Annotated in this window: 12 protein-coding genes; 2 read left to right on the forward strand and 10 right to left on the reverse strand. The window is 52.1% G+C overall.

The window, feature by feature from the left end; all coding sequences use genetic code 11:
• Window positions 1–49: 49 nt before the first annotated feature.
• Entirely contained in the window at window positions 50–1,282 is a 1,233-nt protein-coding gene (gene amiC / locus ABSH60_RS05470; protein WP_390973034.1) for an N-acetylmuramoyl-L-alanine amidase AmiC, read from the reverse strand.
• Window positions 1,283–1,510: 228 nt separating this feature from the next.
• Between amiC and argA the strand changes: the two genes are divergently transcribed.
• Window positions 1,511–2,836 carry an amino-acid N-acetyltransferase gene (gene argA / locus ABSH60_RS05475; protein ID WP_056781792.1) on the forward strand — a complete coding sequence of 442 codons (1,326 nt, stop codon included), beginning with the start codon at window positions 1,511–1,513 and terminating at the stop codon, window positions 2,834–2,836.
• 70 nt (window positions 2,837–2,906) lie between these two features.
• Here argA and ptrA read toward each other — a convergent pair whose 3' ends face one another.
• The 9 genes from ptrA to rppH form a co-directional block, all read right to left on the reverse strand.
• A complete protein-coding gene (ptrA, locus tag ABSH60_RS05480; protein WP_390973036.1) occupies window positions 2,907–5,792 on the reverse strand; it encodes a pitrilysin in 2,886 nt (961 codons plus the stop codon).
• Window positions 5,793–6,067: 275 nt separating this feature from the next.
• Window positions 6,068–6,442: a prepilin-type N-terminal cleavage/methylation domain-containing protein gene (locus ABSH60_RS05485; RefSeq protein ID WP_390973038.1), complete on the reverse strand. Its 375-nt coding sequence runs from the start codon at window positions 6,440–6,442 to the stop codon at window positions 6,068–6,070.
• Entirely contained in the window at window positions 6,420–6,857 is a 438-nt protein-coding gene (locus ABSH60_RS05490) for a YgdB family protein (RefSeq protein WP_183850337.1), read from the reverse strand. The genes ABSH60_RS05485 and ABSH60_RS05490 overlap by 23 nt, the downstream gene beginning before the upstream one ends.
• Window positions 6,858–6,913: 56 nt before the next feature.
• Window positions 6,914–7,501 carry a prepilin peptidase-dependent protein gene (locus ABSH60_RS05495; protein WP_390973040.1) on the reverse strand — a complete coding sequence of 196 codons (588 nt, stop codon included), beginning with the start codon at window positions 7,499–7,501 and terminating at the stop codon, window positions 6,914–6,916.
• The gene (locus ABSH60_RS05500; RefSeq protein WP_390973042.1) at window positions 7,492–7,986 is read right to left on the reverse strand and encodes a prepilin peptidase-dependent protein; all 495 of its coding nucleotides are present in this window, start codon (window positions 7,984–7,986) and stop codon (window positions 7,492–7,494) included. Before ABSH60_RS05500 ends, ABSH60_RS05495 begins: the two co-directional genes overlap by 10 nt.
• Before the next feature lie 241 nt (window positions 7,987–8,227).
• Window positions 8,228–9,022 (reverse strand): thymidylate synthase, encoded by a 795-nt coding sequence (gene thyA / locus ABSH60_RS05505; protein WP_056781802.1) that lies wholly within the window; start codon window positions 9,020–9,022, stop codon window positions 8,228–8,230.
• Window positions 9,023–9,028: 6 nt separating this feature from the next.
• The gene (gene lgt, locus ABSH60_RS05510) at window positions 9,029–9,898 is read right to left on the reverse strand and encodes a prolipoprotein diacylglyceryl transferase (RefSeq protein ID WP_217203825.1); all 870 of its coding nucleotides are present in this window, start codon (window positions 9,896–9,898) and stop codon (window positions 9,029–9,031) included.
• 181 nt (window positions 9,899–10,079) lie between these two features.
• Window positions 10,080–12,326: a phosphoenolpyruvate--protein phosphotransferase gene (ptsP, locus tag ABSH60_RS05515; protein ID WP_390973045.1), complete on the reverse strand. Its 2,247-nt coding sequence runs from the start codon at window positions 12,324–12,326 to the stop codon at window positions 10,080–10,082.
• Window positions 12,327–12,337: 11 nt separating this feature from the next.
• A complete protein-coding gene (gene rppH, locus ABSH60_RS05520; RefSeq protein WP_056781808.1) occupies window positions 12,338–12,865 on the reverse strand; it encodes an RNA pyrophosphohydrolase in 528 nt (175 codons plus the stop codon).
• Between the two features lie 696 nt (window positions 12,866–13,561).
• Here rppH and mutH point away from each other — a divergent pair.
• Entirely contained in the window at window positions 13,562–14,248 is a 687-nt protein-coding gene (mutH, locus tag ABSH60_RS05525; RefSeq protein WP_390973047.1) for a DNA mismatch repair endonuclease MutH, read from the forward strand.
• Window positions 14,249–14,389: the final 141 nt, after the last annotated feature.

Consider the following 14,389-nt stretch of genomic DNA (forward strand, 5'->3'; position numbering starts at 1 on the left):
CCGACATTTTTCCTCGCATTATCCTTAATATCCAATTCATTGCAGGCACTCAGCCATTGGCGAAATGCGCCTTAATCCCCTCCAGTATTGATTCTGCAACCTGCTGCTGAAAATGCGCGGTGCGCAGTTTTTTCTCTTCATTGATGTTACTGATAAACGCAGTTTCCACCAGAATCGATGGAATATCTGGCGCTTTCAGTACCGCAAAACCGGCCTGATCCACTTTGTTTTTATGCAGCGGGTTAATCTTGCCCATTCGTGTCAGTACTTCTTTGCCAAATTTCAGGCTGTCGTTGATTGTCGCGGTCTGCACCAAATCGAACATCGTATGGTCGAGATACTTATCGCCACTTTTACTGACACCCCCTATCTGATCGGATTCATTCTGAGTCTGCGCCAGAAAACGTGCTGCTGAGCTGGTCGCGCCCTTGGTCGACAGAGCAAAAACGGATGAACCTTTGGCGGCACGGCTGGTAAAAGCATCAGCATGGATGGAAATAAACAAATCAGCCCGCAACTTTCGCGCCTTGGCGACCCGCACTTTCAGCGGAATAAACACGTCTTCATTACGGGTCATGTAGGCTTTCATGTTCTTTTCACGGGCGATCAGTTTTTGTAAACGACGTGCGATCTGTAAGACAACGTCTTTTTCACGGGTCTTATACTTGCCGATTGCGCCGGGGTCTTCACCGCCATGACCGGGATCCAACATAATGACCAGAGGGCGGCTGTGCCCTGCCTGCCCGTCTTTCGCCGTTTCCGGCGGCAATGTTCTGGCCACGTCCCCGCGGTTGTAATCTTCCAGTAATGCCAGCAGCGGATCATCTTCAGCGCTGACCGCCCCCTCTTCAGGGTACAAATCAACCACCAGACGATTGTGGAACTCTGCGACCGGTTTGAGTGTAAACACATGGGGATTGATGGGGCGCCTGAGCTCAAGCACCATGCGTACCGTTTGGGCATCAAACTGCCCTACCCGCGCCTGGCGAATGTACGGGTCGGTTTGCTGAACTTTTTCGCCCAAACCTTTGAGCACACTATTCAGTTGTACACCTTCAATATCCACAACCACACGCGCAGGTGAACTCAGCAGAAACTGCTTATACTTCAGAGGAGTGCTGGATTCCAGAGTGATGCGGGTGTATGTCGAGGAAGGCCATATGCGCACGGCGATAACCTGTGAACTGGCGGCAAACCCCACTTTACTCACACTGAGCATCCAGGAAGCCGCTACGGTCTGAAGAAGTCGTCGTCTTCCGGGGTTGTGGTTATCGTCAGTCATGCAATCTCAAACAGGTTACAAAAATCAAAAGTGATGATAAAAAACTCAGTTTGGGAATTTTAACTAATCCTTCCCTGCATGTCATTCCTTAACATTATTTTGATAAATCAATTTGTTGAGTGTTTGTAATCGTTGTTAATAGAAAAACAGAGATTTCTTACTTGCCACACAGCCTCAAAAGAATAAAAATACAAAAATTACGAATAAAAATTCAAATGAGGTTTTGCCGTGAAGGAACGTAGCACTGAATTGGTCCAGGGATTTCGCCACTCCGTTCCCTACATAAATGCTCACCGTGGCAAAACATTCGTTGTCATGCTCGGTGGTGAAGCCATTGAACATGAGAACTTCAGCAACATCGTCAATGATATCGGGCTGTTACATAGCTTAGGTATCCGGCTGGTGGTGGTGTATGGTGCCCGTCCGCAAATCGATGAGAATCTGGCAGAGCATCACTGCGAGCCGATTTATCATAAAAATATTCGTGTTACCGATGCCCGTACACTCGAGCTGGTGAAGCAGGCTGCGGGGTTGTTACAGCTGGATATCACCGCCCGCCTGTCGATGAGCCTGAATAATACTCCGCTGCAGGGTGCGCACATCAATGTTGTTTCCGGTAACTTTATTATCGCGCAACCCCTGGGCGTAGATGACGGTATCGACTATTGCCACAGTGGCCGTATCCGTCGCATCGATGAAGAGGCCGTTCACCGCCAGCTCGACAGCAATGCCATCGTGCTGATGGGGCCGGTAGCCGTATCCGTTACCGGAGAAAGTTTTAACCTGACGTCTGAAGAAGTGGCGACGCAACTGGCCATCAAGCTGAAAGCCGAAAAGATGATCGGTTTCTGCTCGTCGCAGGGCGTGATTAATGAGGAAGGGAATATCATTTCTGAGTTGTTCCCGAACGATGCGCAGCAACGCATTGATAAGATGGAAGCCAGCGGCGATTACCTTTCGGGAACAGTGCGTTTCCTGCGTGGCGCGGTTAAAGCCTGCCGCAGCGGTGTGCGTCGCAGCCACCTGATCAGCTATCAGGAAGACGGTGCGCTGATTCAGGAACTGTTCTCGCGTGACGGTATCGGTACCCAAATTGTGATGGAGAGTGCGGAGCAGGTACGCCGTGCAACGATCAACGATATCGGCGGGATCCTCGAGCTTATCCGCCCGCTTGAACAACAAGGTATTTTGGTTCGTCGCTCCCGCGAGCAGCTAGAGATGGAAATCGATAAATTCACGATTATTGAAAGGGATAACCTGACCATTGCCTGTGCGGCGCTGTATCCGTTCCACGATGAAGGTATCGGGGAAATGGCCTGCGTGGCAGTTCATCCTGATTACCGCAGTTCGTCACGCGGTGAAATGTTGTTGCAGCGGGTGGCCAGTCAGGCAAAACAAATGGGGCTGAACCGCCTGTTCGTGCTGACGACCCGCAGCATTCACTGGTTCCAGGAACGCGGCTTCAAACCGGCTGAAGTTGATGTTCTGCCGATTCAAAAGCAGGAAATGTACAACTATCAGCGCCGGTCGAAGATCTTAATTTCCGAACTGTAAGCGCTCTGGTGCACATACTAAAAAGGGCGCAAATGCGCCCTTTTTAGTTTCCCCGCTCACTAATCTCACATTAATGTGAAGTCTGAGATTTCAGGGTTTGCTGCAGTGTCGAGGTGTCGGCATAGGTTTTGAACCCTTCCGGCGCCGCATACTGCGGCGTCTTACTGTCATTGCCGGAAACTTGCGACAACATCGCCAGTCCGTCCTGTTTAATCACTGCCTGATGGAAGTAGTCCGCCAGCTGCGTCTGCGTCAGCCCCGCAATGACTCGAATGACGTTGGTGCGCGTATCAAACTGCGCATTCCCACGGCTGAAATCATTGCCCAGGCGGTCTGACTCTTCATCCAGCGTTTGCGGACGCTGCTGCATTTCATTCACCAGACCCTGTTTGTACTGAACAAACTCGGCATCTTTCATTTCCCGCAAACGCTTCTCAGCCTGTGGGTAAAAGGCCAGGTACCGCTGATACAAATAGTCCGGTTGCTTACTGTTACTTTGCAGCAGGAAACCAATACCCCACTGTTTGCCAACAGGAATGGGGAAGGCGAACACCGCGTAACCCAGTTGCTCCTGGGTGCGCAGCTGGCTATAGAACCATGGCTGGATGATTTGCCCGAGCAATGCGCTGTAGCCCATGCTCTGAATTTCATCATAACCTGTTGGCACATACACGGCGGCCAGCGCCGAGTCAGAACTGCTGCCCGTCCGCTGAATATTGGCTTTCAACGGCTCCGTGACGACGGCCTGCGTTCCACGCCACCACTGTGTGCCGTGCGCCCCCAGCTTCTGCATAATCTGCAGGGACATGGCTTTCACCTGATCCCCGGTCATATTCCCCACCACCATGATCTCAACGGCGGCGTGGTGAATAAGTTGCTCACGGTAAGCGTTCACATCTTCCAGTGTGATACCCGCAACCAGTTTCTCCCGTTCTGAACGTTCGGTGTAAGGTACCCGCGACAATAACTGAACCGGCTGCAGCGCCAGTTCGAAAGCTTTACCTTTATCCGCCGATGCCAGACGTTCCAGATACCACGATTTCGCCTGATCCAGCTGTTCCTGCGTCGGTTTAAAATCAGGGTAACTCTCCACCAGCGTAGCCAGCAGATCTGGCAGACATTCGGTGAAACCGCTGGCGGTAAACTGCAGTCCATTATCCGGCGACGTCCCAAAACTCAGCCCGCCGATAGAAGCCTGATAACTCAGCTGATCAAATGCCACACCGGTCAGATAGTCAGTCAGGCCGTAAAGTACCTGGTTTTTCGCCGTACTTAACGCCTGCTCATTGCGAAAAGAAACCGTCACATTGGCTTTGGGCTCATCGGCAAAGTAGCGGCTTGGCATATAGAAAACGCGCAGGCCTTTATCTTCAATCAGAAGTTCAGGTTTGGTGGCCGTGGCGTTTTTAGTCACCAGCGCCAGCGAGTCGGGAATATAAGGGTTCAGCTCAGGCAGAGAAAGTCTGATGTCCTTCCCCAGCGCTTTCCATTGTTCATAGGTTTGCGGTGGGACTTTATCAACCTGATAAGGCGCATTCACAAAATAGGCAACTTTGTTGTGCGGCTCGTTGGGACTGATAATCCAGTAACGCGCATTCTGTGGGGTCATTTCATCCAGACGCGATTCAATCGCTTTAGGATCATATTGATCCGTCAGATAAGGCGAATCCAGAACGTGTTCAACCGGTACGCGCAGCATGGTATCCACCAGCCATTCAACGTAGTCCATATCACGCGTCAGCGCGGGATACCGGAAATCAAGCGCCATCACATGCGCGATTTCATCGAAATAGCTTTTGTTAATGCCCTGCCCGCGCATCTCCTGGAGATAACTGAAAATGGCGGCAATCACTCTGTCGCGCTCAGCCAGACCTTTGTCCGTCAGGGATACCGAAATGTTAAATACGCCCTGATTGCGGTTAACCATCGGGTCTGCCCCCGCACTGATACCGTCGGAGTAACCTTGCTTTTGTAACCAGTCAGATAATGTATTCAGACTGCGGTTTCCGATCAGATAGCTGATATAGGTATCTGTCTTACTGCGAAACGCTGCGCTGTTGTTATCAATGGCAAACTCTACGCGCAATTCTTTGCGGGGCTGTGCCGGAACAAAATGGATATATTCACCTTTTTGCTCGTCAGTTAATGTGGGAACGGTAATCGGTGGTACCGCAGCATGATGATTGGCAATACTCCCGAAGGTATTCCCGGCCAGCTCAGCCAGCTCCGGCAACGGCTTATTACTGTAAATCACACCGACCATCAGATTCGCCGAATAGTAACGGTGATAAAATTCCGTCAGTTTCTCGTGCAGATTGCTGCCTGGTTTGTCTTTCAGAGTATCCAGATTCCCGCCGGAATAACGGGAGCCGGGATGCGCGGGATTTAGGGTTTCAGCCCGCACCTGGGCCATACGCATTCCATCTCGCGAGCGCGCCATGGTCAGCTCAGCATTCACCGCGTTACGCTCGCGATCGCCGTTGGCAGGATCCAGTAAAGGTTCACCGATAGCATCGGCAAGGCGATCTACCGCTTCCGGCAGGGCATCATTTTCAACTTCCAGATAAAAGGCTGTGCGGTAGGAAGCCGTGCTGCCATTGTGGCTGCCGCCGTGTTTTTTGAGGAATTCAGAAAGGCTTTCAGGCTGAGGATATTTTTTTGAGCCCATCAGCAACATGTGTTCGGTGTAGTGAGCCAGACCTAACTGTGAATCCGGGTCTTCCAGCGAACCTACGGGGATAGCCAGAGCGGCAAGTGACTTGGGCGCTTCAGGATCAGAAACCAGCAAAACCGTCATATCATTGGCCAGCTTTATCGCCTGATACTGACGCGGGTCGTTCTGACTTTTATTGATAGCTTGTGCATAAGGCTGCCAACCGGCAGCGCTTGAAACAACAGGGGCCCAAAAGGTCAATAACAACAGTAACCCTGAAATTCGGGTAACCTGTTTTAACATTGCCACTCTCCCTCAATCAAATAAACATGCCACGTGGGCAAAAATAACGGTTCACCAACTGATGAACCTCAACCTGCTGTTTTATGCCGTTGAGTCTGATAAGACCCCGCGGATGCAGGATAGTTGTCACAATCTCAGTACCGTGATGTGCATTCTGGCGTAATGTCACAGTTTGCGACCTGTCGCGATATTACACGCCCGCTTAATTCCTCGGTCTTAAACCACTCTATGCAGTTGGGCTGCTATTGCAAGCGGCTTGGCGGTATTTTTCCCGCTTAGCCGGCGGGGTTCCCCGTGCCAGGCTCACAAAGTAAACGTTGTAAACGTGCCTGATAATGTGTGGGAGTCAGGATCACCACGTTAATCCGCTGGCAGTGTTGTCCCACGGGAAAGACCGACAACTGATACTCCCAGCCTTTAATTTGCGGTTCAGTCACGTTTCCGGTGGCCGAATAGGCTTCTAACTGTGAGTGAGCCTCCGACCACGCCTGCTGCACCTGCCACTGACGCATAAAGCCATGACTCAGTGACTGAAAATAATTAAGCAATCCCAGAACAGATACCGAAAGCAGCAGCGCGGCGATCAGCGCTTCCGGCAGGCTAAAACCCTGCTGATTCTTCTCAGCCTTATTCATTGCAAAACTGCTCATCAGCTTCCGGGCAGAAATCCAGCCAGCCTTGTCTGAGGGGTGAAAAAGCCAGTGAACCGTCCGCTTGTTTTTGCATGCTGACCTGTTGATAAAGCCTCACAGGTTCCCCACCTTGGGCCAATACACCTTCCCCGCGAACCACAAAAACGTCAATTCTCAGCGAAGGACGTACACATGCCCGCCCGGATCCGGTGCCAACAACGACTGCCGGGACATCCTGACATTGCCACTTAACATCACTGAACGCCTTCCAGGGCTGGCTGACTCCCCAGCTTAATGACGATGCGGCATTTTCCCAGGCGATCACATAACGGTGCTGGTTTGAGGTCAGCGCCAGTCCGGCAGAAAGCTGTTGCTGTAAAGCATTAAGGGCAATGATCCCCAACCCCATCATCACCATGATGCTTAAAATCATGGCACTGCCCTGCTGGCGATCAGGATGATTTTTCGCTGTGTTCTTTTCCAATGAGTTCACAGAGAATGCCCTGCAATCTGAGCGTCAACCTGCCGGTGAATAAGCGGGTTTTTACTCCAGTGGGCGTCAATTTGCAGAGAAAACAAGTTTCCTGAATGCAGACCAGAACTTTCAGTTACGACAAATTTCGTGACGGTGACTTCCGCCGGATCGAGTAATTTCTCCCACCCTGTACTGCCGCACGACTCTGTGCCACGCTGCATTTCAATCCCTCCCTGTCGCAGGCGATAACCAAAATACTCTGATTCCGCGGTGCCCGGCTTTTCCCAGCGCCCGTTGCGATTCAGGTCATAGATGACGATGATGCAGGAACCCGCGGGCTCACCGGACGCATTGCCGATGATGACTGTTTTGCCCTGACAGATACCATTACAAAACCCGGCGCGCCGCACATCTTTTTCGATGGTAAAAGCGGTCTGATGCAGTAACTCCTCAAGCTGATAATGTCTCCCCAGGCTTTGGCTGCGCTGGCGCATCAGCGGATAAATTTGCGCAGCACTGAGCATGAGCATACTGCCGACACCCATCGCCATCATCACTTCCGGCAGGGTGAATCCGTTGTCACGATGATGAATCACTGGCATACACCGATGCCCAGTACAGGCTGATTCTCGCTGCAGATACGCAGCCGCCCTCTGGCTGAGAGCACCACGCGCAAACTTCCGGCGGTATTTTTTAACGTCAGATGCCCTGCCAGGGCGGCATTACGCAGCCCGTAAAAGCCCATCGATTTATCAGTAAAATCGAGCAATTCTATATCCGCTTCGCCGACAGCAAATACTCTGCCACTGGCTGCATGGCAGTCGGCCGGGCGCAGCCCTGCACCCACGCAGCCGGCGGTTCCACCGATGGCCCACAACACGGCGGAGCGATTGTAACTGTTGGCTTCGGCCTGCAGGCCATAGAGATATAAACGTAACTGCTGAGCCTGTTGCTCAAGCTTTAACGCCTGCTGGTAACCTCGCCAGCTGTGCAATCCCCAAAGAGTGCACATTGCCACCAGCGCAACGACGACCATCATTTCTATCAGCGACATCCCCTGCTCCCCTGAACGTTCGTTTTTTTTCATGCGGTCAGGGTAAGCATTTAAATTTTCGGTGCCACAGGCAAAAAACCTTTCTCCGCGATGCCTTCAGAAGAAAATGTGCAACAAAGCACCCTAAACAAAAATGTTGAGGGACATCTCGCAGAAACAATAGTCAGGGAGAAATAGCGGTGGGAATCGTCAGAAAAAAGCGTAAAAAGTGGCGCAACAGGAAGGCGGTACGTCAGAGAGATCGCTGCCTGACGCGGGGCCAGGCAGCAGACGATCAGATAGCGACAGGTGCTTTGATTGCAGGATGCGGGTCGTATCCTTCGATTTCGAAATCGTCGAAGTTGTAATCAAACAGGGAGGCAGGTTTGCGTTTAATAATCAGTGTCGGCATTGCGCGAGGTTCACGGCTCAGTTGCAGATGCGTCTGTTCCATGTGGTTGTTGTAGAGATGGGTGTCACCACCGGTCCAGACAAAATCACCGACTTCAAGATCGCACTGTTGCGCCATCATATGTACCAGCAGCGCATAGCTGGCGATGTTAAACGGCAGGCCGAGGAAGATATCGCAAGAGCGCTGATACAGCTGGCAGGACAATTTACCGTTCGCCACGTAGAACTGGAAGAAGGCATGGCAAGGCGCCAGCGCCATCTGATCCAGCTCGCCCACATTCCACGCCGATACGATGATACGACGGGAATCAGGGTCGCTTTTCAGCTGATTGATAACATTCGTCAACTGGTCAATCTGCTTACCGTCGGCAGCGCCCCAGGCACGCCATTGCTTGCCATACACCGGGCCGAGATCGCCGTTTTCATCGGCCCATTCGTCCCAAATGCTGACGTTGTTTTCACGCAGATAGGCGATATTCGTTTCACCTTTCAGGAACCACAGGAGTTCATGAATGATCGAGCGCAAATGACAGCGTTTGGTGGTGACCAGCGGAAAACCTTCCTGCAAGTTGAAACGCATCTGATGACCGAAAATCGACAATGTGCCGGTACCCGTACGGTCGGCTTTAGGTGTGCCTTCATCGAGCACTTTCTGCATTAAATCCAGATACTGTTTCATGTTACCTCACGACAATTGTTTCTGCGGACGACGATATGCCCAGACCATCATAATCAAGCCGATGGCAACCATCGGGATGGACAGAACCTGACCCATGCTGATGACGCCGTCGAACAACCCAAGCTGCGCATCCGGCTGGCGGAAGTACTCAACGATAATGCGGAATAAGCCATAACCGATCAGGAATAAACCGGATACCGCACCTATCGGGCGTGATTTGCGGATAAAGACATTCAGGATGATAAACAGCACGACACCTTCGAGCAGCAATTCATACAGCTGAGAAGGATGACGCGGCAGCACACCGTACTGGTTCAGCAGCGGCTGCCATTTAGGATCCGCAGCGGCAATGGCGATATCTTCCTGACGGGAACCCGGGAAAAGCATTGCCCATGGCACATCGGTGGTCACACGCCCCCACAGCTCGCCGTTGATAAAGTTGCCAAGGCGACCGGCACCCAGACCAAACGGGATCAGTGGCGCAATGAAATCTGCAACCTGGAAGAAATTACGTTTAGTCCGGCGGGCGAAGACCAGCATCACAACGATCACACCAAGCAGACCGCCGTGGAAGGACATCCCGCCGTCCCACACTTTGAACAGATAGAGCGGATTGTCGAGGAACAGAGGCAAATTGTAGAAAAATACGTAGCCAATACGGCCGCCAAGAAATACGCCAAGGAAACCGGCATACAGCAGATTTTCAACTTCGTCTTTTGTCCAGCCACTGCCCGGTTTGTTCGCACGGCGCACGGCCAGCCACATTGCGAAGACAAACCCGACCAGATACATCAGTCCGTACCAGTGAAGGGATACCGGTCCGATAGAGAAAATCACCGGATCAAACTGGGGAAACGCCAGATAGCTGTTGCTCATCTATCACCACAAATTGTTTATTGTTTTAGCCCGGTTAGGGGTCAGCAGGAGGCGAATAGTAGCATAAGCCGGAGGTTTTCCGTGGCTACGCCGGGGGAAAAGTTCTGTAAAAAATCGTCTCAGTTTGCCCGGCCTGAGATGCGGGCTTAAACGACGCGACAGGAAATGCCGCGTCAGAAGGTTATTTACCGCCGCGAATCAGTCCGCCTAAACCGCGTCGTTCCATAAATGCCGCCGTCATGTGGCGTACATCCGTGGTGAAATGGGCCTGTAAAACCCGGCCAGCCAGTTCTTCGGCATCCGCTAAATCGATGCGGCGCAGCAAGTATTTCACGCGAGCGACACTGCGCCCGTTCATGCTGAGATTACGGTAGCCCATGCCGGTCAGCAGCAAGGCGCCCATCGGATCACCGGCCATTTCACCACACAGGCTGACGTCGAGCCCGATGGCTTCTGCACTGGTGATGATTTGTTTGAGCACGCGAAGCATCGCCGGATGCAGGCTGTCATAGAGCCCTGCAACGCGGGTGTTGTTGCGATCGACGGCCAGCAGGTATTGCGTTAAATCGTTGGTACCGACAGAGATGAACTCCACTCTTCCGGCCAGCGCAGGCAACATAAAGATCATCGAGGGCACTTCAATCATCACGCCGATACGCGTGCGTGGCAGTTCGTAGCCGAGTTGCTCCTGCACTTCACGACCGGCGCGATCGATAAGCCTGCGCGCTTCATCAATTTCTTCCAGGCTGGTGACCATGGGCAGCAAAATACCAAGATTACCGGTCGCCGCATTGGCTCGCAGCATCGCGCGAACCTGGATCAGGAAGATTTCAGGTTGATCGAGCGTAATGCGGATACCACGCCAGCCCAGACACGGATTTTCTTCGCTGATCGGCATATAGGGCAGCTGTTTATCAGAGCCGATATCCAGCGTTCGCAGCGTCACAGGCTTTTGCGGGAACAGCTGCAACATGCCCTGATACTGCGCCACCTGCTCCTCTTCAGAAGGGAAACCGCTTTGCAGCATGAAAGGAATTTCGGTGCGGTAAAGCCCGACGCCGTCAACGCGGCTGCCAAACAACTTTTCATGATCGGCGCTCAGACCGGCATTGAGCATCACATGCACTCTTTCGCCACTTTTCAGCGCCGCTGGCTGGTCAACGTCGTCTTCCGCACGCTGGCTCAGTTCCATTTCTTCGCTGATAAGCCGCTTATACTCTGCGACCAGTACCGGTTCAGGGTCGATCAGCAGTTCGCCGCGATAGCCATCGACAATCAGCTGACGCTGGCTAAGCAGCGCGGGCTGAATATCTGCGCCCATAATGGTCGGCACGCCCATTGCGCGCACCAGAATGGCGGCATGAGAGTTGGCCGCACCGTCGCGTACCACTACGCCAGCCAGCCGGTCCTGAGGGACTTCGGCTAACAGTGTGGCGGTCAGTTCGTCGGCCACCAGAATGAAGCGTTCAGGCCACTGAGTATTGCCCTGAATTGAATCGTCGAGATGGAAAACCAGACGCTGCCCGAGCGCACGTAAATCACTGCCGCGTTCACGCAGGTAGGTATCCTGCAGGCTGGCAAACTGCGCCGCAAACTCCTCAACCACCTTTTTTACTGCCCATTCGGCCACTGCGCCCTGATCGATCTGAGCAAACAGTTCACGTTTCAGGCGGGCATCATTGAGCAGGTGGGAGTAGAGATCGAAAATCGCGGCACTTTCTTTTTGTGCGCTGGCGGTAAAGCGTTTACTGAAACGGCGGAACTCGGCACCGGCATCTTCCAGCGCGCGGGTCAGCCGCTCACGTTCACGTACCGTATCCAGCGTGGATGCCATATAGACATGTTCGAGGGAAGGCTGCGAACTGTCCTGCCAGCCGATACCAATCGCCACACCCGGCGAAGCCGCCAGCGCACGAACGCGCGTCTGGCGAAAACGGCCATAAAGCACATTCAGCTGCGCCTGCGAAAGGATCGCCGCCAGCTGAGTTGCCAGTGTGACTAAAAATGACTCTTCACTTTCATCGAACTGGCGGTGTTCACGCTGTTGAATAACCAGCACGCCCAGCAGCTGTCGACGGTGAATGATCGGCACACCTAAAAAGGATCGGAAAAGATCTTCTTTTACGGCAGGAATATATTTAAAGCTTGGATGACTCTGTGCGTCGGCAAGGTTGATAGGTTCAGCCAGGCGGCCAACCAGACCCACGATCCCCTGATCAAACGCAAGCGTAACCGTGCGCCCGCGAGGTTTTTTCAAACCTCGCGTCGCCATCAGGTAATAACAACGCCGGTCATTATCTGCGAGATAAACAGAACACACTTCAGTGTCCATCGCCAGGCAGGTTTCATTGACCAGAACGTCCAGCGCATCATTCAGGCTGGCCGCCATTGCTACCTTTTCAACAATTTCTCGCAAACGCGTGAGCATCTCTTCGCGACTTAGCCTCTTTTACGACGATAAGCGGGCGATGTCTTGGGAAGGGAGATTTCCTGCATCGGCATAATGGTTGTCGAAAACTCTTTCATCACACGACGATAAACATCGCGTTTGAATGACACCACCTGACGAACCGGATACCAGAAACTCACCCAACGCCAGCCATCAAATTCAGGCGTGCTGCTGCGCTGCATATTGATATCAGCATCGTTACACATCAGTTGCAGCAAGAACCATTTTTGCTTTTGGCCGATACAAACCGGCTTTGTGTCCCAACGCACCAAACGTTTTGGCAATTTATATCGTAACCAGTTGCGGGTCGAAGCCAGAATACGCACATCTTTACGGCTCAGACCTACCTCTTCAAACAGCTCGCGGTACATTGCCTGCTCAGCGGTTTCACCGGGGTTAATACCTCCCTGAGGAAACTGCCAGGAGTGCTGACCGTATCGTCTGGCCCATAACACCTGACCCTGCTTGTCACAGATTACGATACCAACATTCGGGCGGTAGCCATCATCATCGATCACCGGACTACCTCAATAGCTTAAAATCATAGATGTTGTGATTGTTTCACACTACCAACAGGCGGTAAACCACTGGTTAGCGCTGATCCGCACGAATAAAAATGGGATAACTTTCACTTAACAGCAAAGTTATAAACAGATTCTGTTCGACGCCCGCGATTTTATTCACTTTTTCTGTGGATAGATGTGTGCAGAACTTAAGAGTAAGCAGGGTAAAACTCTCGTGAACTTATCCCCAGCCTCAAAATTAACATTTATAAAATCGTTAATAAGCATTGAGTTATAGCGTAAAAATGAGGTTATCACGGGACTAAAAAAGTGAGGCAAGTCACATTCGAACATGATCTGGCGAAAGATCCACCAATGACGTTTTTATCCACAGCGATCGTCTAAAAGTTGACGTTACCTGCTCTGAAATTGCATAAAACCCGGTCCGTCAAGCCTGTAAATCGAACCAGTGATCGAATTTACCCAGGGTTATCCAAGAAATCTGTGGATAAGTAGGGGGAAGATCCTGTTCATTGTCGCCTTCAACAGGTGGTCAACCTGAAAACGGCTTGTGATAAACCGGTCAGAAGGGTAAAAAAAATCAAATTAAATCATGCTATTATTCGGCCATCCCACGGGTATAACTTTTTATGCACTGCATTACGCAGGGTGAGTATAAAATTTAACCTAATTTCATGAGTGTTGTTTTTTATGTCTATTCCTTTACCTGCAACTGAACCGCCACGTCACGAAGATGCGTTGCTGCATCGCGCGCAGTCGCTCGCCGGGCATACGCTGGGTGAGCTGGCAACCCGTGCCGGATTGCCGATACCGGCAAACCTTAAGCGTGAAAAAGGCTGGGTGGGTATGCTGCTGGAAGTGTATCTCGGCGCGAGTGCCGGCAGTAAGCCGGAGCAGGATTTTGCTGATATCGGCATCGAGCTGAAAACGATCCCCATTGATTCTCAGGGAAAGCCGCTGGAAACCACGTTTGTCTGCGTTGCCCCTCTGACCGGCAACAGCGGTGTGACCTGGGAGAGCAGCCACGTCCGCCACAAACTGGCGCGGGTATTGTGGATCCCGGTGGAAGGGGAACGTCAGATCCCGCTGGCCGAACGCCACATCGGCGCGCCTCTGCTGTGGCAACCCACGCAGGAAGAGGATGAGCAACTGCGTCAGGACTGGGAAGAATTAATGGATTTGATCGTACTGGGCAAAGTCGAAAGCATCACGGCGCGCCACGGAGAATTCCTGCAACTGCGCCCGAAAGCGGCAAACAGCAAAGCGTTAACCGAGGCCATCGGTGAATTTGGCCAGCCCATTATGACCCTGCCACGCGGCTTTTATCTGAAGAAGCGTTTTACCGCAGCGCTGCTGGCGCATCATTTCCAGCTCTGAATCATCATTTTAAAAATACCGGCACCTTTTATGTCACTTTTAAAAGCCTTTGCTACGCTAGAATGTGATTCTGTCTGGAGTGTATAAAGTTCGGCTTTGTCACACTTCACGTTCACTACTACGTCGCGTACATAAAAGGAA

Source organism: Rahnella sp. R3(2024) (assembly GCF_042920125.1).
Classification (GTDB): Bacteria; Pseudomonadota; Gammaproteobacteria; order Enterobacterales; family Enterobacteriaceae; genus Rahnella; species Rahnella rivi.